Source organism: Streptomyces sp. NPDC046308 (genome assembly GCF_055588065.1).
This window is the reverse complement of sequence record NZ_JBVJFB010000001.1, coordinates 827327-849052: the sequence shown is the minus strand read 5'-3', so window position 1 is coordinate 849052 and position 21726 is coordinate 827327. Positions and strand designations below refer to the sequence as shown.

20 protein-coding genes are annotated in these 21726 nt (G+C 70.5%); 9 read left to right on the top strand and 11 right to left on the bottom strand.

The annotated features are described in order from the left end of the window. Positions 1-189: 189 nt before the first annotated feature. Together ACZ6JT_RS03810 and ACZ6JT_RS03805 are read left to right on the top strand one after the other, a co-directional pair. Positions 190-1539, top strand: coding sequence for a PP2C family protein-serine/threonine phosphatase (locus tag ACZ6JT_RS03810; protein ID WP_469206850.1), 1350 nt, complete (start codon positions 190-192; stop codon positions 1537-1539). After that, complete coding sequence (locus ACZ6JT_RS03805) at positions 1536-1907, top strand: STAS domain-containing protein (RefSeq protein ID WP_469206848.1); 372 nt, start codon at positions 1536-1538, stop codon at positions 1905-1907. Before ACZ6JT_RS03810 ends, ACZ6JT_RS03805 begins: the two co-directional genes overlap by 4 nt. 372 nt (positions 1908-2279) lie before the next feature. On the opposite strand, the gene ACZ6JT_RS03800 is transcribed toward ACZ6JT_RS03805, so the two are convergent. The 4 genes from ACZ6JT_RS03800 to ACZ6JT_RS03785 all read right to left on the bottom strand — a co-directional run bounded on the left by ACZ6JT_RS03800 (position 2280) and on the right by ACZ6JT_RS03785 (position 4496). Beyond that, positions 2280-2573, bottom strand: a complete 294-nt coding sequence (locus ACZ6JT_RS03800) for an ATP-dependent DNA ligase (RefSeq protein ID WP_469206846.1) — start codon at positions 2571-2573, stop codon at positions 2280-2282. Between the two features lie 92 nt (positions 2574-2665). Then, positions 2666-3319 (bottom strand): hypothetical protein, encoded by a 654-nt coding sequence (locus ACZ6JT_RS03795; protein WP_469206844.1) that lies wholly within the window; start codon positions 3317-3319, stop codon positions 2666-2668. Next, complete coding sequence (locus tag ACZ6JT_RS03790) at positions 3316-3981, bottom strand: hypothetical protein (RefSeq protein ID WP_469206842.1); 666 nt, start codon at positions 3979-3981, stop codon at positions 3316-3318. Before ACZ6JT_RS03790 ends, ACZ6JT_RS03795 begins: the two co-directional genes overlap by 4 nt. 233 nt (positions 3982-4214) lie before the next feature. Then, complete coding sequence (locus ACZ6JT_RS03785) at positions 4215-4496, bottom strand: hypothetical protein (protein WP_469206840.1); 282 nt, start codon at positions 4494-4496, stop codon at positions 4215-4217. A gap of 1 nt (position 4497) precedes the next feature. On the opposite strand from ACZ6JT_RS03785, the gene ACZ6JT_RS03780 reads away from it, so the two are divergent. Beyond that, positions 4498-4635: a hypothetical protein gene (locus ACZ6JT_RS03780; RefSeq protein ID WP_469206838.1), complete on the top strand. Its 138-nt coding sequence runs from the start codon at positions 4498-4500 to the stop codon at positions 4633-4635. Positions 4636-4860: 225 nt separating this feature from the next. Beyond that, the gene (locus ACZ6JT_RS03775; RefSeq protein WP_469206836.1) at positions 4861-5379 is read left to right on the top strand and encodes a hypothetical protein; all 519 of its coding nucleotides are present in this window, start codon (positions 4861-4863) and stop codon (positions 5377-5379) included. 4 nt (positions 5380-5383) lie between these two features. Here the strand turns inward: ACZ6JT_RS03775 and ACZ6JT_RS03770 are convergent, their stop codons facing one another. The 4 genes from ACZ6JT_RS03770 to ACZ6JT_RS03755 form a co-directional block, all read right to left on the bottom strand. Further along, the gene (locus ACZ6JT_RS03770; RefSeq protein ID WP_469206834.1) at positions 5384-8383 is read right to left on the bottom strand and encodes a CHAT domain-containing protein; all 3000 of its coding nucleotides are present in this window, start codon (positions 8381-8383) and stop codon (positions 5384-5386) included. A 5-nt stretch (positions 8384-8388) separates the two neighbouring features. Next, positions 8389-10380, bottom strand: coding sequence for a dynamin family protein (locus tag ACZ6JT_RS03765; RefSeq protein WP_469206832.1), 1992 nt, complete (start codon positions 10378-10380; stop codon positions 8389-8391). Beyond that, positions 10377-11987: a GTPase domain-containing protein gene (locus ACZ6JT_RS03760; RefSeq protein ID WP_469206830.1), complete on the bottom strand. Its 1611-nt coding sequence runs from the start codon at positions 11985-11987 to the stop codon at positions 10377-10379. The genes ACZ6JT_RS03765 and ACZ6JT_RS03760 overlap by 4 nt, the downstream gene beginning before the upstream one ends. A gap of 604 nt (positions 11988-12591) precedes the next feature. Further along, positions 12592-12801 carry a hypothetical protein gene (locus tag ACZ6JT_RS03755; protein WP_469206828.1) on the bottom strand — a complete coding sequence of 70 codons (210 nt, stop codon included), beginning with the start codon at positions 12799-12801 and terminating at the stop codon, positions 12592-12594. Positions 12802-13107: 306 nt separating this feature from the next. Between ACZ6JT_RS03755 and ACZ6JT_RS03750 the strand changes: the two genes are divergently transcribed. Beyond that, positions 13108-13785 (top strand): hypothetical protein, encoded by a 678-nt coding sequence (locus tag ACZ6JT_RS03750; protein WP_469206826.1) that lies wholly within the window; start codon positions 13108-13110, stop codon positions 13783-13785. A gap of 516 nt (positions 13786-14301) precedes the next feature. Here the strand turns inward: ACZ6JT_RS03750 and ACZ6JT_RS03745 are convergent. Further along, a complete protein-coding gene (locus ACZ6JT_RS03745) occupies positions 14302-14538 on the bottom strand; it encodes a hypothetical protein (protein ID WP_469206824.1) in 237 nt (78 codons plus the stop codon). 241 nt (positions 14539-14779) lie between these two features. On the opposite strand from ACZ6JT_RS03745, the gene ACZ6JT_RS03740 reads away from it, so the two are divergent. From ACZ6JT_RS03740 to aspA, 4 genes are all read left to right on the top strand, one after another. After that, complete coding sequence (locus ACZ6JT_RS03740) at positions 14780-15511, top strand: FadR/GntR family transcriptional regulator (RefSeq protein ID WP_469206822.1); 732 nt, start codon at positions 14780-14782, stop codon at positions 15509-15511. Then, positions 15508-16947 (top strand): amino acid permease, encoded by a 1440-nt coding sequence (locus ACZ6JT_RS03735; protein ID WP_469206821.1) that lies wholly within the window; start codon positions 15508-15510, stop codon positions 16945-16947. The genes ACZ6JT_RS03740 and ACZ6JT_RS03735 overlap by 4 nt, the downstream gene beginning before the upstream one ends. Positions 16948-17032: 85 nt before the next feature. Further along, positions 17033-18049 (top strand): asparaginase, encoded by a 1017-nt coding sequence (locus ACZ6JT_RS03730; RefSeq protein ID WP_469206818.1) that lies wholly within the window; start codon positions 17033-17035, stop codon positions 18047-18049. Positions 18050-18105: 56 nt separating this feature from the next. Beyond that, on the top strand, positions 18106-19515 hold the full coding sequence (aspA, locus tag ACZ6JT_RS03725) for an aspartate ammonia-lyase (RefSeq protein ID WP_469206816.1): 1410 nt from the start codon (positions 18106-18108) through the stop codon (positions 19513-19515). A gap of 40 nt (positions 19516-19555) precedes the next feature. On the opposite strand, the gene ACZ6JT_RS03720 is transcribed toward aspA, so the two are convergent. Beyond that, positions 19556-20062 carry a universal stress protein gene (locus tag ACZ6JT_RS03720; RefSeq protein WP_469206814.1) on the bottom strand — a complete coding sequence of 169 codons (507 nt, stop codon included), beginning with the start codon at positions 20060-20062 and terminating at the stop codon, positions 19556-19558. Between the two features lie 5 nt (positions 20063-20067). Then, a complete protein-coding gene (locus tag ACZ6JT_RS03715) occupies positions 20068-21324 on the bottom strand; it encodes an SLC13 family permease (protein ID WP_469208172.1) in 1257 nt (418 codons plus the stop codon). Positions 21325-21726 lie beyond the last annotated feature (402 nt).

Below are 21726 nucleotides of genomic sequence, written 5' to 3'. Positions count from 1 at the left end.
GTAGCTCAAGCCGTTCGTATCGGGCCCCTGGTTTCTTGACGACAGGGGGCTGGTCTAGGCTTCGGCAGTCGTCGGCACCGACGCCGGCGCGGCAAGGAGATGTAGACGATGCCGCAAGCCGGACATGCGACCAGCCCGGCAGGCATGCCGGGGCCAGAGGCGCTCAGTGCCGCTGAGGAGGCGGCTCGGATGGAAGCGGTGCGCCGCTACGACATCCTCGATACCCCGCCGGACGGCGCCTTCGACCGGGTGGCGGCGGTGGCGGCCCGGTTGTTCAAGGTGCCGGTGGCGAGCGTGACGATCGTGGACGAGGACCGGATCTGGTTCAAGGCCGCCCACGGCCTGGACGGCGTGAGCGAGATCGGCCGGGAGCCGGGCCTGTGCGGCTCGGCGATCCTCTCCGGCGAGACATTGGTGATCCCGGACACCCTCACCGACCCCGTCGCCTTCAACAACGGCCTGGTCACCGGGCCGATGGGCGTCCGCTTCTACGCCGCTGCGCCGATCACCACCCACGACGGGCACCGGCTGGGCACCGTCAACATCCTCGACACCAAGCCCCGCCTGATCACCGAGGATGACACCGTCACCCTCGCGGACCTGGCCTCGATCGTGCTCGACGAGCTGGAGTTGCGCCTGTCGGCTCTGGACGCCCTGCGCGTCGAGCAGGAGCGCCGCCGGGAGCAGGAGGAGGCGCGGCAGCGGGCGGAACGGGACAAGAGCGCCATCGAGGCGTTCGCCTCCACTCTCCAGAGGACCCTGCTGCCGCCGGCGCTGCCGCTGGTGCCGGGGCTGGAGCTGGCCTGCCACTACGCCACCGCCTCCCCGCAGAACGTGGGCGGTGACTTCTACGATGTCTTCCCCCTCGGCGGGAAGAGGTGGGCGTTCTTCCTGGGCGACGTGTGCGGCAAGGGCCCCGAAGCCGCCGCCCTGACCTCTCTGACCCGCTACACCCTGCGCGCCGCAGCTCTGATCGACTCGGACCCCGACGTGGTTCTTACCTCGCTGAACACGGCGCTGCTGCTGGACCCAGCGGTCGCCACCCGGTTCTGCACTGCCGTCTTCGGCGTCCTGGAACCGCACGAGAAGGAAGGGTTCACCGTGACGGTGGGCACCGGTGGGCACCCCCCAGCCTTCCACCTGCACCGCTCCGGGGCGGTGGAGGCGGTGCAGCCCAAGGGGGGCATGCTCATCGGGGCGCTCGCCGAGGCGCGCTTCGCTTCCCGCACCATCCGCCTCGCCCCGGGTGAAGGGCTATTCCTCTATACCGACGGGCTGACCGAGGCCCGCACCCTGGGCGGTGAAATGATCGGCGAAGAGGGCCTGACCCGTTTCCTCGCCGCCCGCACCACACCCGTCAGCGCAGCGGCGATCATCGAGGACACCATCGGCCTCCTCGACGCCATGCCCCACGGGGCCGGGGACGACGTTGCCCTGCTGGCTCTGTCCGTCCCCCTCACCGACACCACAGGCGGCCTCACCGCGACCGCCACCGCCCACACCATCGCCCCCACTGACGAGACGGAGAGCCGACCGTGACCGACTTCCGTCTCACTGCACAGCACACCGACGGCGACCTCGCCCTGGCCCACGTCGCCGGGGAACTCGACATCGACACTGCCCCCGACCTGCGCGCCCAGGCACTGGCCCTGATCGAGCAAGGCCACCGCCACCTGGTCTTGGACCTCCAGGCCGTCACCTTCTGCGACTCCTCCGGCTTCAACGCCCTGGTCGGCATCTTCCGCTGCGCCAAAGCCGCCGGCGGCACCCTGGCCCTTGCCGCCGTCCCCGACCGCCTTGAGCGGATGCTGAACCTCACCGGCCTCAACACCCTGCTGCCCGCCCACCCCACCGCCGCCCACGCTCTCATCGCACACACCCCCAGCCAAAACACGGCCACCGCGTAACCTCAGGCCGCAGGCTGTGATGCACCGGCCCCGCTGTGACGGCGCCGCCTGCCTCAGCGCGTGCCCAGGGTGAGGGGCCCGTTCGGGTTCTGGGGTGCTGACACCCCCGACAACGTAGACACCAGGCGCGTTTCACACTGCACTTCCCGCTGTCGGACCGGATGGTCTTGGTTGGGTTCTCCGGTCCGGCAACCCGCGTCAGTCCTAGAAGGATCACGGTGGCGAACTGCTTCCGAGCCGCAAGCCAGGACCCAGTGCATGGCTGCAACAGCGTCAACGACAGTCGTGTCCAGACGCCGGAGCACGTGCCGGGTGGGGCGGATGCTGCGCCGCGTAGCCGGGGCGCGAAGCACCTGTGGTGCAGTCAACACGTCAGCCGCGGTACCCGGGCAGATAGCGGCTGTTCAGGGGCTTGATCAGGATCCCCTCCACGCCGGAAACGTCGCTCCAGGACTCCAGCCATTCCCGCGCCTTCGCCAGGTCCGTCGTCTGCGGGCAGAGCGTCCACGGCGCGGTCAGGGCGTGCTCGGAGAACAGGTTCTCCAGCAGGGCGCGCCGCTCGGCGTACGGGCGCGCCAAGAGCTCCTGGCCGTCCTGCTGCAAGAGGTCGAAGGCGAAAGCGCGCGGGTTCCGAGATTCCTGAACGGGGGAAGCCGGAACTCGCATGCCCGTTCATGGCCGAGGCGATCCCGCGCGCAGGTTCCGGTGAAGCTGGCGGGATCTGATCTTCCGAGCGTTCGCCGTGCCGATCCGACTGGCTAGCCCGCAGGCCAATGTGAGTTCGGGGTGCCGTCATCGTTCATGTGCGCCCGCTGCCAGATCTCGTTCCAGTTGAACGGAGTCTCTGGCACGAACCGGTGCCGCCGCCCGCACGGACATGGCGCCAGCACCCATGCGCACCCACGGCACAGCTCGACCCAACCGTGCCCGGTCGAACTCAGCACTCGCGGTTCCTCACCCCCGCAAGCCGGGCAGCCGGGCGGCTCGGCTCCATCCAGAATCGCGTTCTGCCGCCTGACGTACTCGGACAGGCGCAGCGACGGGTGGCGAAACGGGTCTTCGTACCAGGCACGGTCGGGGCTTTCCCACCAGCTCCACAGCCACCACGGCCGAGGGTCCGGTACAGCCCGCCGCCCAGCCTGCTTCTCCATCCGGCGTTGCGCGGCGTACGCGTCTGCCCGCACGAGCCACAGCACTCGCGCTTCGTGCAGTTCCTCCACCGCCCGCACCAGCGCGTCCGGGTCCGCCTCCAGCCGGCGGGGGATCGCGGCGCTGAGCGTGAGGTGGTGGTACGTCGCCCGCAGACCATAAGGAGCAAAAACGGTGAGGCAGGTGCGCAGCGCGCTGTGCCGCCGGTGGAGGGGGAGCCCGGCGTCGTGCACATGTGCTCGGTGGGTCAGGAAGCTGGTCATGGTGTGGGTGCCAGGTCCAGTGCCCGTGCCAGGGCGGTAGTGACGGCAGCGGCATGTGCCGGCAGGTGTTGTTCCGTCCAGGTTCCGGCAAGGCTGAGGAAGTCCTGCAAATCCTGCTGGGCGTCGGCGACGAGCCTGCGTACCTGGTCTACCGACAGCCGGATCACCGGGCTGCTGTCCACCCCGTGAGCATCGAGCGTGAACCGGACAACGTCGTTGACACGTTCGGCCACCGTGGACGGATCGTGGCCGAAGTATGCCCAGCCGGTACCGTCGAGCACCTCCAGCCAGTCCCGCCAGGTCTCCAGCCCGTTGCAGCAGCCCGGCTCGACGAAGACGGTGTCGGTGGCGTTGTCGGCCACCCGGAAGCCGCCGGCGGTAAACAGGTCAGGCATGGTGAGCAGCCCGTGCAGGAAGGCGCCGAGCGGGTCGGTCGGACACGATTCGTGTTCCTCCTGCGGCTCGATGTCATTGCAGTCGGCAATCCGCATAACGGCCGTGCCGACCTCCGCCAGAGTCAGCCCCCCGTTCAGCACGAGGTAGCCATATGACTCGTGTTCGCCAACGGGCCAGAGCTCGAAGTCGTCGGAAGCGGAGATCTCCAGAACGGGTTGCATGACAATCACATGGGGATGATGCCGGACCCGCTGCTTCGTCGCCACGGGCTTTCGGGCTGCGGCGTTGGGCTCGGAGCAGGCCCGCTACCTGGGCAGTTGCCAGGTGCGCTCCCGGCAGGCAGTGCCGACGTAGTGCATGGCGGTCTGCTCGGTGACGACGAACAGGCGCATCGGCCGGAGTGGGTCGGCGTATTCGGCCGCCTCATTAGGGGTACGGAACGCCCCTGCTCAGCGGATCTTGGGGAAAGCCTTGTCAGAGTGGGCTGCCGCGACGTACTTCATGGCCGTCGACGGGTGAATGCCGAGGAGGCGATGAGGTGGACAGGGTCGGCGCTCACCCGTGCCTCGTCCAGCACGCGGTCGCTCCAGAGCTGCCTCGGGGTCATGCCGATCTGGTCGAAAGCCGCGCGCAGTCCCAAGTAGCTGACCGGGATGTGTGAGGGATGGTGTGCAGTCTGGCTGGTGATGAAGAGGTGGGGGTTGGGCGCCATGGGCCAGGTAAGGCGCCGTTCGTGCAGCCAGTCGGCCGCGAGCCCCATGGTGATGGGGTCCAAGTACACGGTGTGTGGGTTTCAACGCGACCAGCGGCTCCTCGACGGCCAGGCCGTCGAGGACACGGACGAGGTCGGCGAGGAGATCGGGGAGTTCCGCGGGGAGCGGTACGGCCGCGTCCCGGATCACCGACACGTGGGCTGGTAGTTCGCGATCGGCCTGGGACAGGTCGACGTCCACCTCGTAGAGGGGCTTGTAGTGGGGGAGGGGCCCGGCGATCGACCCCGTTCACGTGGGAACGGCCGCGGGATACGCCCACGGCGGATGGCGGGTCTCGCCCAGGGGAGGCTTCGCGACCCAGTGTTTCCGCCGGATCCGAGCCGGGCGTCAACTCCGCTGACAGGCACCGCGGTTATGGCCTATCGTCACGCTATGGGCGTCTACCTCCCGAAGCTGTCCGATGTACAGGCACTGTCCGCTCTGCGCCTGGTGGCGTACCGGCTGGGCCTGCCGACCGACATGGAAACCCTGCGGACGGTTCAGGAGGCCCTGCCCGCGGCCCTGCCGCGGGACGAACTGTCCGAGCCACCGCCGGGTCCTCCGCTGTCGGCCGGTGAGATCGCTAGGGCCGCGCTCGCCAGTCTCGCGGACGACCCCGACTCGGGCGACGCCGTGGACTGGGCGGTTCGACAGGCGTCCAACGAACGGGGTGCCCGCGAACCACTGATGTTGGTCGTCGGCGCCCTCGTGGTCATCGCGCTCCGAACCGAGGTTTTCATCGAGCGGCACCCGAAGAGGGGGGTGACGGTACGGGTCCACCTCAAGCCCACGACAGGCCCCCTGATGCGCCAGGTGCTCTCCCAAGTCCTCGGCCTCGCCGCTCCCGCGCAGCCGGCCCAAGAGCTTCCGCAGGCACCGCCGCCGGAGGCGCCGCCCGAGGTGCCCCAATAGCCGGTCACGGGCCGGTGTGGACGAACGCAGCCCATCGCAGCGGCTGATCCGGATGGGCATCGCGCGCGGCGAGGGCCGCCGCGTGCACGGCGTGCGCCACCCGGTCGGGATCCTGACGCAGATCGCGATAGACCGATGTGGCTGCGAGGTATCCGGCCTCGTCCAGGATCGGCCATAAGGTGCCGATGACGTGTCGGAAGCCCGCGAGCTGGAAGGCCGAGCAGATGTGGATGGCCTCATCGGCCAGATCGGATCCCCCACGCGCGGTCGAACAGGCGGACAGGTACGCGAGGTGGGCGCCGTCGAGCCGCATCCGTGCTATCTCCCGGACGGGAAGGATGCCATCGGACAGCCGCAAATGGCTGCCTGACGGGTCGGAGAGCAGCGCGTCGGCGTGACAGGCGAAGTGCGCGAGTGTGGTGCCGGGCAGCGCGGCGCGGACCCGCGACCGCGTCGCATCTGGACCGTGCGCCGGACCGCACAGGGCCAGAACGCCCTCCCCGCAGGTGTCCCGGACCAGCTCGATCTCGCGTGCGACTTCGTTGAGTTCGCCTTCCGGATCAGGGACGCCGACGGCGAGGACCCGGCTGAACGCCGACCTGTTCCCGTCCCGGCTGCGCAGGAGCGCCCTGACGGTGGTCGTGTACGAGGACACCACACGGTCCAGGGCGCACGCGTGGAACGGCAGGAACGTGGCTGGCCCGGTCGGCAGCCACCACACCCGCGGCGCCGCGGCCGCCCCAGACCCCGTCCGGCCGATGGACAGGGCGTCGAGCACGGGGGCCACTACGGCGTCCTGGAGGAAAGCGAGTGTGGCGCTCAGCCGCTCGTTGCGTTCCGCATAGGGAGCATAGGCGTGCAACTCCTCGACACGACGGGCCACATCGGCCGCCAGTGAGGCCGGGAGACGCACCACCTGGATGGCGGCGTCAGCCTCGGGCCGCACGATGAGGGCATCGCTGCGCAGAAAGTTGATGTTGACCACGACGAGGGGCCCGTCGACGGCCGCTGCCTTGATCTCCGACAGGGACAGGGGCAGCAGGAACTTCTTCAGTCCGGTGCTCCGCCGGATCGTGTCGAGGAGCGCCTTCCAGTCCTGGGCTCGCCGGTGCCGTTCGTCCACGGCGCGCGGTTCGGTCTCCCCGGGCCCAGCCTGTGGCGGGCCGTCGAGTGCGCGGCACAGCTGCTCGAAGGCGTCGGCGAGCGTCGCGTCTCGTTCGCGGAGCTCGGTGACATCGCTGCGGGCGTCCATGATGCGGGAGAGCAGGACCCCGCGGCCCTGCTCCAGCAGGACGACCGCTCGATCGGACTGCCCGGCCTGGACGGCCACGGCTGCGGCGGTGGCCGCGAGTCCGGACTGGGCCGCCAGTTGCGACTCCTGGTCCGCGCGGGACAGGGCGATGCCAGCGAGCCGTGGGAGCAGCCCGATGGCTGTGTCGAAGGCTTCCAGCGCCTCCGGCCAGTCTTTCCGCTCGACGGCACTCAGGCCCCACTCCCGGGCGGCGGTCAGCCGGATGGACGTCGAGGCGTGCACGGAGTCCGCTGCCTCCCGGAAGACGGCTGCCGCCTCCAGCGCCCCGCTGCACGCCAAGGCCGATCCCAGATTGACCAGGATTGCAGCCTTGGCCGGGTGGTCGGGGCCGATGACTCGCCGTGCCTTCTCGTAGAGGGCGATGGCTTCGCGGAGCCGGTCGGCTTCCGGACGGTCCGCAGACCCGGCGAGCAGGGTGATGGCGGCCGCGTTCAGCATTGCCGCCCGGGCATCGTCCCGGCCCTGGGTCGCCGCGACGGCGCGGTCGCTCAACTGCCGTGCCTCGGCCAGGTCGTCCGGGTGGCCGCCCTGCGCGGCGCGCAGCCGCAAGGACACCTGGAGGTGGTGCAGCAGGGCGGCCCGGGTGAGTCCCCGGGCCGGCAGCGCCGCGCCGTCGCGTGCGACCGAGATGGCCCGGTCCAGGTCGTCGGGGTCTTGGGCCCGTTCGTAGCGGGTGCGCAGGGCCATGCCGAGGCAGTACAGGTACCTCGCGCGCTGCGGGCTCCCCGGTCGGACGGCGGCGACGGCGTTTCCGGCCTCGGCGACGGCCCCGTCGAGGTCCGCCGGATCCTGCGTCTGCTCGTACCTGGCCTCGAGGGCGAGGGAGAGCCGCGCGTGCATCTCGCTCCGGTGGACGTTGTCGGGTGCGGAGGCGGCCAGGGCCTGTCGCGCGGAGCTGACGGCGTCGTTGAGGTCCCGCTCGCTGCCGATCCGCTGGTAGCGGGCGAGGAACGCGGCCCCCCGGTCCGACAGGCGGCGGGGGCCATCCGGGTCGCCTGCGCCGGTCGGCTCCGGCAGCAGGTCGAACGCCGCCCGGATGTCGTCCGGCTGCCCGGTCCGTTCGTAGCGCATCCGCAGGCACTCCGCGAGCAGATGGAGGGAGGACCGGGACACCTCGTCGTCCGCCGGCGGGCCTGTCCGGCGACGGCACAGGTCGATGGCCTGGTCGAGGGCGTCGGAGTCGCCGAAGGCGTCATAGCACTGGTGGAGCACCTCGGCCAGGCTCAGCTCCAGCGCCGGAGTCCGGGCATCGCCCGGCCCGGCGGTACGGACCGCCTCGCGCGCCGCGGCGAGGGCGTCGCGTAGGTCTTGCTCGCCACTGCCAGCGCGGAACGCGGTGCGGTGAGCGGCCGTGCGGTGGGCGAGGGCCTCGACCGGGTACGGCATCTCGTCGGGCCGTGGAACGGCGGTGTCCCCGATGATCGGGTCGCTGCCCGGTCCGGCTTCGATCAGTGAGGCGGCCAGGGGCATGTCGAACTGCCCGGCCAGCCGGAGCAGCTTCTCGGTCCGCTCCAGCCGCGGCATAAGGTCCGTGCGGCCGTGCCGGGTCGCGTCCGCGTACAGCTGGTCGAGCAGGGCGAGCGCTGGCTCGCCCCTGAGTTCGGGGTGTGCGCGGAGGTACGCGCTCTGGTCGCGGACATCGTCGATGCGCAGCAGGGCGATGAGCGAACTCCTCAGTGCTTCGAGGTCCATGGAGGTCACCGCCCCTGCCAGTTCCGCAGGGTCTCCTCAACGCGGAGGGCGTGGTCGTTGAGCGTCCGGGCGTGGTCGGCGAGCGCGCGGTCGTCGACCACGCCTTCTTTGTCCGCCGCTGCCTCCTCGGCGACGGCTACCTGCCGGAGGATGGCTTCGATCTCGGCGTCCAGGGTCTGGCAGGCGATCGGCTTCAGATTGCCGAGTCCTTCCGTCACTGCGGAGGCCAGCCGTGCGGCCTCGGCGTCCGCTGACGCGCGCAGTTGCTCGGCCAGGGAGTCGGCGACGCTCCGGGCTATAGCGCGGCCGGCCTTCGCGGCGAGGAACTTGCCCGCGATGACGGCGCCGAGGAGTTGCATGACGAGCGCGCCGAGGGGTCCGCCGACGGCGTAGGCCGCGACTCCGAGGGCGAACTGCGGGGCGAGGGCCTTCATGGCGTCCGCGAAACCGAACCGGGCTCCGATGGGTGCGGCGCCCGCTCCGGCGACCAGCGCGGCCACCGCGGCGGCGAGCAGCCGTTCGCCGGCGGGCCGGTTGGCTGCGTCCAGGACCGGGGCCGCGTCAGCCACCGGGGTGAGAGCCAGGCGGATCCTGTCGGCCTGTGTGGTGAAGGCGAGGAAGTCCTCGTCGAGCCGAGCCGCCAGCTCCTCCAACCGCCGGATGACCTGCGGGTTGAGCTCGTCGGCCTGCCACTGGACGAAGCGGGCCTCCAAGACCGCCGAGAGGGCGGCGGTGATCTCCTTGGCCACCGCTTCGGCCTGCTGCTTCGCCTTGAAGGGGGACAGGCCGATCTTGTTCTCCGCCTCGATGCCGTCCAGCCAGCCAGGGCACTCCTCGGCGGCCGTGAGCAGGAACCGGCGGGCGGCCGCATTCACCTGGAGCCCGACGTGCTCCAGGCTCGTGTCGATCCGGTCCCGGATCTGGTCCCGGCGCTCCTCCAGCGGGCCCAGCTCGGCGCGTACGGTCGCGCAGCGGGTACGTGCCTCGTCATGCCGCTGTTTCCGAAGGCTTTGCTGCGCCTTGACCTCCGTCCGCAGCGCGGAGATCGCGAGCGCCAGTCGGCGGCCCGGCGCGAGGATCTTCACCGCCACGCGCTCCGCGACGAGATGGCCCTCCAGCGCCGCCTCCAGTGCCGGCAGGCCGGTCGCGGCGAGCTCGTCCGACCGCGCGGACGTGCTGCCCGGGTACGTGCTGCGCAGATCCAGTGCGGAACGGGAATCCAGGAAGAACACGCGCTTGGCAGCGACGCGCAGGGAGTCCTGGACATACTCGGTCAGGTACTCGATGTGGCCGTCCCGCTCGTCTTCACCGACGTGGTCGATCCTGGTGCACGCCACGAAGAAGTCCTCGTGCCCGTACGGCCGAAGGTAGTCCTTGGCGTAGCCGATCTCGACCGGTTCGAGGTCGAGATCCGAGGCGATCACGAAGACCACCACGTCGGCGTCCTTGAGGGCGTTCAAGGTGGCCTGCTGGAGCCAGGGCTCCTGGTTGAATCCCGGCGAGTCGACCAATACCACGCCGTTACGGCACAGCTCGGCGGGCCAATGCAGTTCGGCGTGCCGAACGACCCCGGGCCGATGGCGGTTCTTGAGGTCGATGGTGAGTGCCTGCCACACCTCTCCGTTCCGGGAGATGCCGGTCCCCTCGATCGGCAGGGTGACCGGCGGCTCGGAGCCGTCAGGGTGGAGGACCACGTACCGGTCGGCGTCCCAGACGACCGAGATGGGCAGGGCCGTCGTGGCCCGCGGCATCGCCGGCAGTACCTTGGCGCCCAACAGCGCGTTGAGCAGCGTGCTCTTCCCGCGCTTGCCCTGCCCGAGCATCAGGATTCGGTACGTGTCGCCCCGGATGCGCTCCCCGAGTGCGTCGAGCTCCTCCCGGCGCAAGTCCAGACCGAGGGCCGCAGCCGTGACGCTGGTGCCCGCGGTCACCTCGGCCAGGTCTTCCCGGGCGCGCTGTACGGCCGCGTAGTCGACGCGGTCCGCGTCTCCCGTCATGCCAACTCCCCGTTGCCGATACCACTTCCGATGCCGTCGATGCCCGCAAGGATCTCCGCGCGCAGTTCGCTGGCCCGCTGGACGAGTTCGTTCCAGTCCGGCGCCGGGCTCGCCGTGGCCGTCGCCAACTCCCGCTCCTCGGCCAGCAGCCAGGAGCGGCGGGCCGATTCCAGCTCCCGCTGGAGTTCCTCGTAGGCGGAGCGGACCAGGGCGGCCAGACCGTCGGCCACCTCCTCGATCTCGCGGTACACCACTTGAGTGACCCGGTCCGCGATGATTCGGCGCTGCCGGGCCTCCTGGTCCGCGATCCGCTTCTCCGCTAATTTGGCGGCGGAGGCGGCCGCGAAGTCGACCACGGCCTTCTGCAGGGTGGTGTCCGAGCCGCCCGACCCGCGGGCGCTCTCGGTACCCCGCCTTCGTTCGAGCACCGCGAACACCAGGCGGGCGACACCTTCCACGGTCGGCCGCACCAGGACAGTGAGCCGGCGCCAGCGGTCCAGATCCGGCAGCCGCACCTCGCGGCGAAGCCCTACAGGCGGCCGGTGCGGCTGTGCGAACTGCACGGGGACTCCGCTGATCTCCGTCGGAAAATACTCCGTCAGCGACTCCTCCAGCTGCCCGACGACCCGGACCATGTCGTCGTGGAGCGCCTGCCCCCACTGCTCGGAGGCCTCCGCCAGCCGGGCGTGGAGCTGGTCGTCGAATTCGTCCTGCCACCACGCGAACGGGTCCTGGGCCGCCGCGACGTTCTGACGCAGTTCGGTGGCGAGCGCACGTCGCTGCTGCCGAACCGTGGCGAAGATCTTCCGGGCCGAGGCCAGGCTGCTCTTCTCCAGCCGCACCTGCAAGCCCCGGATGCGTGTGTTCCGGGAGTGCAGCGCGTCCCTGAGCTCATCGCGGGCCGCGCTCCGGTCCTGTTCCGCACGCTTCTCGGCGGCGGCCGCCGCCGATCCGAGTGCGGCCATCTCCGCCATCACGGCGCAGGTCTGCCGGGCCAGTCGCCGGAGCCGCAGGCCCGGCAGGCCCGGATCGGCGCGCCAAAGGGCGAGCAGCTCGCGCAGCGCCGCCATCGAGGGCCCGATGTCGGGGCCCGCCGATATCGGAAACACCGGGATCCCCTGGTCGCCTTCGGCCACCCGGTCGCGGATGTCGTCGAGCAGGTCGTCGAGCTCCTCGGACTCAACCTGATCGGTCCGGGAGACCGCCACAAGGATGTGCGGGACACCGACCGTATCCCGCAGAAACGTCAGCTCCCGCTCCTCACCCATGCTCAGCGGCGAGGTCGCCGCAATGACGAGCACCGCCACGTCGGCTGTGAACAAGGCATCCTGCTCCGACGCCGTCCACTGCGCCCCGCCGTCCGGGGCCGCCGGACCGGAAAGCTCGACCAGTTCTCCGTACTTCGGCTGCTCGCCGCCCTCTCCCGTTTTCCCTTGCTCCGCCAGCCGTTCCAGCAGGGTCGACTTGCCCCGCCTCGGGCCGCCCAGGACCACTCCGCGGAATCCGGCCCCGGCGCGGTACCGCCGCCCTGCTCGCTCCAACGCCTTCTGCTGTTCCGCTGCGCCGAACGCCGACGCGAGCGCGTGCGCACTCTCGAACCACTCCATCTGCCACCCCCACCATCAGGACAGCAGACCGCACGGCACGCGTCACGCCCTAGCGTAAAACTGGGAGCGCGCACTGCTGGCTCGCACCCTCAACGCGCCCCGGCGTAAGCCTGCTGGAGCGGCACCGGTCCTGGCTGCGGAGCGGCGAAAGGCACTGCTCGCGGGGCGAGCTGCCAGCAGCGGCCCCACCGCTCAGGATCAACAGCGCCCCTGAGAGGGTGATCAGCTGACGCCGCAGCACGGTCGTACCGGCCGTGCCGGGGATCCCCGCCAGAGCGGCGTCCGTGTGCTGCCACGCGCTTTGGAGCGTGATCAGGTCCTCGGGGAAGGCAACGGTGGTCTCACACCGCCAAGCGAAGCACGTGTTTGTTTCATCGGGCGAGCGCCCGCCCTACGCCGGAAACCGACCGGAGCGCTTGAGTCGTCAGGACTTAATCGACTCAACCCGGATCAGTGAAGGCACGGCCGCCGCAGGGGCGGCCCCCGCGCCACGGGGAGCGCACCCTCAGCGCGGACCACGCCCTGTGTGCGCGGGGAGCAGGTTGATACAAGGGGGCGCCGGGCTGGTTGTGCTCGGATCGGTTCCCTCACTTCGACTTCCCGTTCAACTTCCTGGCATGAGGCCGGTGCTGGACATCACCACGAAACACAAGGTGAGCGTCACGGCAAAAGCGCACCCTGCCTGCTTGATGGCAGCGGCGAGGTCGCCGCTTTGCTGCTTGGCGATGGCTCCTCCGATTAGGCCTGCGCAGATCGCGACCAGAAAGGCGATGATGGCAAACAAGGTGGTTGTCACCGTGGTGGTTGCGGGCATACCAAGCATGGGCACAGCGCGTCCCCCTTCCTCCGGCGCGGCCCTGGAAGGGGCGACGCTCTGAGTCTCTGAGCAGCCCGCTGACCTAGGTTTCCAGGCCACATCGTCAGCGGGCTGCTTCCTCGAGCAGGCATGCCCGGCCCACGGAGTCGCAAGTCTCACGTTGATGGCGAAACCCCACGTCGTTGGTCAGCCTGTCGGAGCGGACGGCCTGTGAGCTGCAGCTTTCCAAACCGACTCTTGACAACCACCAGAAGCCGCACGTGAACTGATGGTCAGTTGGATCCGGCCACGTTTGGGGGTTGCATGGAAGACCTGCCTGCCCTGAGTAAGATCTACCGCAGCACGGTGCGGGAGGAGCTTGACCGGATCAACAAGCGCGGGCGCAAATTGTTCGCCCGAAACGCTGACGGCAGAGAAAATTACCCGATTTTCGATGAAACCGCCAAGCTTTCCCTCGCGTGGCTTGCGCAGATGGTCAGCGAAGACTTGATGGGCGCCGTGAGTAAAACAGACGTCTACGCTACGTTTAAAGAGAATGCTCGACTACTGCCCAAAGATCTCGACGAGCGGGAGAGGCTCCTCGCCGCCGTGGAGAACCAACTCGCGGAGTGCGCCACCCGGGTCAATGTTGTTCCGGCGGCCGTGGGCATGGCGGAGCGGTTCGGACGAAAGCCCCCTGCCCCCTCGCTCCACCCGTTCGATTTCGACCCACAGAGCATCGGCTTCTTCCGCATCTCCTCGTGGAACCCCCGCCGCCCCATGGTCGAGGGAGGTGTAGGAGAAGACGGGAACGTTGGCGCGATAGCCGAGGTTCCGAACCGAGCCGCTGAAGTTGAGAAGTTCGAACGGCGTGACGGCTGGATTCGCGATCAGGAACTCTTCGAGCGCCTCTTGAGGGAGGAAGAAGCAATAATCTCGGCAGCGAATGTCCGACCCTCTTCGACTATCAAGTCGACGAACGTGAAACCGCATGATCTATGAGCGCGCCAGCGACCGCTGCGAGGCGCGCGGGCGCGGTCTCGCATCACGTGGACGCTCGACCTGAGCATGCTCACCGACGTGGGGATCACCCTGGCCCCGCCGCCAGACGCGGCCGCCCGCGCCGACGTGGCTCGCAGGACCCTTGCTGATGAGGCTGGTACCGGCACGCCCAGCAGGCTGCCTCGGCAGTCGGGCGTCGGCGCCCGAACGGAGGCGCGCAGGAGCCGGTAGCGCTTTCTGCGGGTTCGGCCGCCGGACCGTCGGCCGAACCCGCAGTCCTCAGTACGACGTTCCGGTGCTGCGGGCGCAGCATTCGCACGGTCGTGTCAGTTCTCGTAGCGCGCATCGTTCCCGCCGGCAGACGTCGCCGTTTCAGGATTTCTGCCACAAACGAGTGCCGTATCAGCTAACAGCCGACAACCCGGCGTGCTGTCCTCTTCTACCTGATGGAGCCGGTGTACAAGCTGGTCGAGGCCGCCACCGCATACCAGGAGGGCGCAGCCGCGATCTCCCGGATCAAGGAGGTGGACCGCCTGGCGGCGGAGCCGCCGGCCAAGCGCCGGGGAGCCGGTCGGCGAGGTTCTCGGCCGGGGCCCGCCAGTCGGTGTGGCCGAACCAGACGGCGCCGTCGCCCGCGTCCACGGCCAGCCATTGGCGGTAGGCCGCTCCCGGGCCGTCGCGTTGTTCCTGCTGTTCGGCGTGTTCGTCGTGCCAAACGTACTCGGCTGGTGGCGGGTCCAGTTCCACGGCCATGAAGGCGTCGTCGGGGCGGTACCCGGGCCGGCGGGCCGATGGGGGCGCAGTCGTGCGCCGGGCGGGGTGTCGATCGCGCAGGTGGCGCACGCGCCGGCCGGCTTCCGCCGTTTCACGGCGAACGCCGATCCGACGGTTCTCCTCGCCGGACGGAAGGTGCGCATGGTGCGAAGGTCGCCGGGCCGGGCTTTCCCGACACGAATGTCTTGACACCCCTCTGGGCAGGCCGCAAGATCACAGCGTGAACCTGTCAGACAGCCAGACAGGTGGCTCGGGACCGCGGCGCGTCAGCGCGATGGAAGCGGTCTTCGGCCACCTGCGCAGCGCCATCGAGCGCGGTGAGTACGCAGTGGGCGACAAGCTCCCCTCCGAAGCCGAGTTGTGCCGGACCCTGGAGGTCAGCCGGCCCGTGCTGCGGGAAGCTCTCAGAGCCCTGCAGGCCATGGGCCTGACCGTCTCCAAGACCGGCAAGGGCACGTTCGTCCTGGCCAACACGGTCGAGGACCCCACGTTCGGCGACTACGCCGCCAGCGACTTGTTGGAGGTGCGCCAGCACGTGGAGATCCCGGTCGCCGGGTACGCCGCGCTGCGCCGCACCCCGGAGGACCTGGACCATCTGCGTCATCTGCTGGAGCGGATGGAGCGGGAGACCGACACCACCGCGTGGGTGGCGATGGACACCGTCTTCCACCTGGCGGTTGCCGAGGCCTCCCGTAATCCCGTCTTCCGCCGCGTCATCGAGGAGATCCGCGACGCACTGGCGCGTCAGTCGGCCTTCCTCAACGAGCTGGGCGGCCGGCGCGAGCAGTCCAACTGCGAGCACCGGGCGATCCTCGAGGCATTGGCCGACGGCTCCGAACACGACGCCGTGCAGGCCATGTCCCACCACCTCCTGCGGGTCGAGACGACCCTCACCGACATCGTGCGCCCCCAGCGCACGGCCCCACCTACGGAAGGCAGATCCGAGGCGTGAGCGAGCAGTTCCTCAAAGACGAGAAGCGCCCCACGACCCGTCACGTCGACGCCGGGGACACCGGCTACAGCAAGTCCTTGAAACCCCGCCACGTCAACATGATCGCCATCGGAGGTGCGATAGGCACCGGTCTCTTCCTCGGCGCGGGCGGACGCCTCGCCGACGCCGGGCCCTCGCTGTTCATCGCCTACGCCGTCTGCGGGATCTTCGCGTTCCTCGTCGTACGCGCGCTCGGCGAGCTCGTCCTGTACCGGCCGTCCTCCGGCGCCTTCGTCTCCTACGCCCGGGAGTTCCTCGGGGAGAAGGGTGCCTACACCGCGGGCTGGATGTACTTCCTCAACTGGGCGACCACCGGCATCGCCGACATCACCGCCGTCGCCACCTACACCCACTACTGGCACCTGTTCTCCGACGTCCCGCAGTGGGTGATCGCCCTCATCGCCCTGGCCGTGGTCCTGACCGTGAACCTCATCTCGGTGCGGATCTTCGGCGAACTGGAGTTCTGGTTCGCCATCGTCAAGGTCAGCGCCCTGGTCGTCTTCATGGGGATCGCGATCTTCCTCCTGGCGGCCCGGCACCCCGTCGACGGCGCCGTCCCCGGGCCGGCCCTGATCACCGGCAACGGCGGGATCTTCCCCAACGGCCTGCTTCCCATGCTGCTGATCATCCAGGGCGTCGTCTTCGCCTACGCCTCCGTCGAGCTGGTCGGCGTCACGGCCGGTGAGACCGAGAACCCCGAGGAGATCATGCCCAAGGCGATCAACTCGATCATGTGGCGCGTGGGCCTCTTCTACGTCGGCTCGGTCGTCCTGCTGTCGATGCTGATGCCCTGGAACAGCTACAGCGCGGGCCAGAGCCCGTTCGTGACCGTGCTCTCCCACATCGGCGTCCCGGCGGCCGGCGACGTGATGAACCTGGTCGTCCTCACCGCCGCCATGTCCTCGCTCAACTCCGGCCTCTACTCCACCGGTCGCATCCTGCGCTCGATGGCCGTCAACGGTTCCGCCCCGCGCTTCACCGCCCGGCTGAGCCGCACCCAGGTGCCCTACGGCGGCATCCTGCTCACCAGCGGCATGTGCGTCCTCGGCGTCGGGCTCAACTTCGTGGTCCCGGCGGACGCGTTCGAGATCGTGCTCAACCTCGCGGCCATCGGCATCCTCGCCACCTGGGGGATGATCATGGTCTGCCACCTCCTCTTCTGGCGCAAGACGCGCGACGGCGAACTGACCCGTCCCGCCTACCGCCTGCCCGGCTCTCCCTGGACCGAACTCGTGACGCTGGCCTTCCTCGCCTCCGTCCTGGTCCTCATGTACGCCGACGGAGGGGCCGCGCGCACCACCGTGCTCTGCGTGCCGCTGATCGCCGCGGTGCTGGTCGCCGGCTGGTACGCGGTCCGCGGCCGCGTGGCGCAGGCCGCCGCCGCGAACGACGGCTGAGCCGGAGGCCGATCCCGCCCGCCCCCCAGGGCGCGCCCGCCGCCTGCCACCGGTCCGAAGCAACCCACCACCGAACGAGGCAGTGATGCGCAGTCCTCTCCTCGCGGACGCCCCCGCGATCCGCGAACCCCGACACGCACCGGTCGCCCACGTCACCCGGGGCGGCGTGGTCGAGGGAATCCACTACGGCTCCGTCGTCGTCCTCGACGGCGAAGGCGGCGTCCGCTCGAGCATCGGCGACATCGAGGCCGCCTGCTACCCGCGCTCAGCGCTCAAGCCGGTCCAGGCCGTCGCCATGGTGCGGGCCGGGCTGCCCCTCGACGGCGCCCTCCTCTCCCTCGCGATGGGCAGCCACTCCGGAGAGGAGCGCCACCTCGCCGGCACCCGGCTGATCCTCGAACTGGCCGGCCTCACCGAGGACGACCTGCGCAACGTTCCCGACCTGCCGTACGCCCCACGGGTACGGGACACCTGGGTCCGCCAGGGCCGCGGGCCTTCCCCGCTCGCCCAGAACTGCTCGGGCAAGCACGCGGCGATGCTGTACCTGTGCAGGCTGTCCGGCTGGCCCCTGGAGTCCTACCTCGACCCGGCCCACCCGCTCCAGAGGGTGATCTCCGAGGCCGTGGAGGAACTCACCGGACAGCGCATCGCGAACGTCACCGTCGACGGCTGCGGATCCCCGCTGTTCTCGGTGTCCCTGCACGGCCTCGCCCGCGCCACCGCCAGGATCGCCACGGCCGCTCCGGACACCGCCGAGCGCCGGGTCGCGGACGCGCTGCGCGTCCACCCGGAGATGGCCTCGGGCACCGGGCGGGACACGGCCGAACTGATGCGCGCGGTGCCCGGGCTGCTGGCCAAGGACGGCTTCGAGGGCGTCCAGGTGGCCGCACTGCCCGACGGCCGGGCCATCGCAGTGAAGATCGCCGACGGGGCGGACCGGGCGCGTATCCCGGTGGCGGCCGCCGCCCTCGCCCGTGCCGGGGTCGACCCGCGGCTGCTCGCCGGGTTCGCGGGCGAGCCGATGACGGGCGGCGGCCGGCCGGTGGGCCGCGTCCGGCCGGTGGCGGCGCTGGACCCGAGCTCCGTGCCCGGCCCCACCTGACCTGCCCAGCTCCGGACCCTTGACCCCACCCACTCCAAAAAGAGGACCGCACGACCATGACCGCCGCCACCCGCAGCGAACACGACCTGCTCGGAGACCGCGAGGTCCCCGTGGACGCCTACTGGGGCGTCCACACCCTGCGCGCCACCGAGAACTTCCCCATCACGGGCACACCCATCTCCACCTACCCGCACCTCGTCGACGCCCTCGCCGCCGTGAAGGAGGCCGCCGCCCTCGCCAACGAGGAACTCGGCCTGCTGGAGCCCGCGAAGGCCGCCGCGATCGTCACCGCCTGTCAGGAGATCCGCGGTGGCAAGCTGCACGACCAGTTCGTCGTCGACGTCATCCAGGGCGGCGCCGGCACCTCGACCAACATGAACGCCAACGAGGTCGTCGCCAACCGGGCACTGGAGCTGCTGGGCCACGCCAGGGGCGAGTACCGGCACCTGCACCCCAACGAGGACGTCAACCTCGGTCAGTCCACCAACGACGTCTACCCCACCGCCGTCCGGATCGCGACCGTCTCCGCGGTCCACGGCCTGCTCGACGCCATGGCCGTCCTCCAGGAGGCCTTCGCCCGCAAGGCCGTCGAGTTCCACGACGTCCTGAAGATGGGCCGCACCCAGCTGCAGGACGCCGTGCCGATGACACTCGGGCAGGAGTTCTCCGCCTTCGCGGTCATGCTCGACGAGGACCGGAGTCGGCTCGCGGAGGCCGTCGAGCTGATCCACGAGATCAACCTCGGGGCGACCGCGATCGGCACGGGCCTCAACGCCCCCGCCGGGTACGCCGAATCGGCCCGCCGCCGCCTCGCGGACATCACCGGGCTGCCGCTGGTCACCGCGGCCAACCTGGTCGAAGCCACCCAGGACTGCGGCGCCTTCGTCCAGATGTCCGGCGTGCTCAAGCGCATCGCCGTCAAGCTGTCCAAGACCTGCAACGACCTGCGCCTGCTGTCCTCCGGACCGCGCGCGGGCCTCGGCGAGATCAACCTGCCGCCGGTACAGGCGGGTTCGAGCATCATGCCCGGCAAGGTCAACCCGGTGATCCCCGAGGTCGTCAACCAGGTCGCCTTCGAGGTGATCGGCAACGACGTCACCATCACCATGGCCGCCGAGGCGGGGCAGCTCCAGCTCAATGCCTTCGAGCCGGTCATCCTGCACTCGCTGTCGGAGTCCATCACGCACCTGCGCGCCGCCTGCCTCACCCTCGCGGAGCGCTGCGTGGGCGGCATCACCGCCAACACCGAGATGCTGCGCACGACCGTCGAGAACTCCATCGGCCTGGTGACCGCCCTGAACCCGCACATCGGGTACACGGCCGCCACCGACATCGCCAAGGAGGCCCTCGCCAGTGGCCGGGGTGTGGCCGAGCTCGTCCTGGAGAGGGGCCTGCTCCCGGCCGAGCGGCTGGCCGCGCTGCTGCGGCCCGAGGTGATCGCGGGAACCGGCGCGGCTGGGGCCTGACGGGACGGCCGCCGCCGGACCCCTCGGATTCCGGCCGTGCCTAACGGCGGTCCGGAGGGTGGGGTGGCGGTGGGGGTGGAGGGATGGTGGACGTGCCCGGCGCTGTCTCCGGCCAGACCAGCAGGACCGGGCACGGGGCGTGGTCGACGACGAAGCGGCTCTTCGGGCCGAGACTGCGTGGCCCGAGGTGGGTACGGTCGCCGTCGCGGGCGAGAACGAGCAGGTCCGCGCCTTCGGCGGCGGCCACGACCTCGCGTTCGACACGGCCCGAGCGTTCCTGCCGGGTGCACGGGCGTCCCAGCCTCTCGGCCGCACCCGCCAGGAGCCGTTCGCCCGCCGCGGCGGCCAGGTGCTCCACCCGTGTGCCCGGGTCGCGGTCGGGGCGTGCGCGGCCCAGCAGCCCGGCGTAGGCGCCGTGCGCCGCGCCCGGCACCTCGGGGCCGGCCACGTGCAGCAGCACCACGTCGGCGTCCCGGGGCGCGTGGGCGCGCGCGGCGTCGACGCAGGCGGGCCAGGTGCCCTCGACGATCCAGACGATGACGGTCACCTTGTTCAGCCTCCGATCATGTGGAGTGACACCCACAGTGCCACCGCGGAGAGCAGCAGGGCGGCCGGCGTGGCCAGCAGGCCGAGCCGGGTGAACTCTCCCAGTTCCACGTCAGTGCCGTGTGCGCGCACGACACGCCGCCACAGCAGCGTGGCCAGGGAGCCGGCGTAGGTGAGGTTCGGGCCGATGTTCACTCCGAGGAGCACGGCCAGGACCGCGCCCGGGCCGGTGGGGGCGGTCAGCGGCAGCATGACCAGGACGGCGGGCAGGTTGTTGATGACGTTCGCGAGTACGGCCGCCAGGGCCGCGATGGCGAGGAGGGACGCCAGGTCGGTGCCGACCGGGATCACGTGCCCCAGCGCGTCCGCGAGGCCGTTGTCCACCACCGCCCGGACCACGACGCCTAGCGCCAGCACGAAGACGCAGAACGGCAGGGCCGCGGCCCGCACGATCGCCACGGGTGTGGTGCGCCGCCGGGCCAGGGCGCGGGCCGCCAGGACGGCCGCACCCGCGGCCGCAGCCCAGGCCGGGTCGATGCCCAACACCGAGGCCAGCACGAAGCCGGCCAGCGTGCCCGCCACCGTGAGCAGCGCGAACAGCGGCAGTTCGGGCGGCTCGGCGGCGGGCGGGGCGTCGGCGCCCGCGTCCAGGTCGGTGGCGAAGAAGCGCCGGATCACCACGTACTCGACCCCGATGGCGGCCAGCCAGGGCAACGCCATCAACGCGGCGAACCGGGTGAAGGTCAGGCCGCTGGCGGCGAATGCCAGCAGGTTGGTCAGGTTGGACACCGGCAGCAGCAGCGAGGCCGTGTTCGACAGGTGGGTGCAGGCGTACACGTGCGGCTTGGCACGGGCGCCCAGCCGGGCAGCGGTGGCGAAGACCACCGGAGTCAGCAGTACCACCGTGGCGTCGAGGCTGAGGACCGCGGTGATGAGGGAGGCCATCACGAAGACGAAAACCAGCAGGCGGCGGGGGCGGCCGGCGGCCCGGCGCGCCATCCAGGCGCCGCAGGCGTGGAAGAGGCCCTCGTCGTCGCACAACTGGGCCAGGACCAGGACGGCCGCGAGGAAGCCGATCACCGGGCCCAGCCTGGCCGTTTCGGCCGCGGCGTGCTCCAGGGAGATCGCTCCCGTGGCGATGACCACTCCGGCGGCGGGGACCGCCACGACCGCCTCGGGCCAGCCCCAGGGCCTGATCACCGCGCAGGCCAGGACGGTGAGGAGGAGGACGACGGACAGGGCTTCTGCGAGGGAGGAGTTCAGGATCGGAGCCTTTCGGGTGCGGTCCCGGCACGGAGAGACGAGTTCGTTGTACAGCTTCACGCGCTCGGGCACGCGTACCGTCGCCACCGTGGTCGGCGCGGACGCCGAACACGCGCAGCCCGATTCCGTGCCCCGCCGCGGCAGGAGCCTGCTCGTCCGGCTCCGGCATCGCCCCCTCGACGGGCACGCCGGCCGTCGACCCCTTCGACTCCGGGCACGTGCCGTACGGCACCGGAGCCGGGATGTGGGGCCGGCGGGCGGCTACGGCCGTGGCGTGGTGGACGGCGACCTGTCCTGACCCTGCCGGCCCGGGGGGGGGGGGGGGGGGGCCCCCCCCCCCCCCCCCCAGGGGGGGGGGGGGGGGGGGTGCATCCGGGTAGGTAGACCGACCGCAAAAACCGG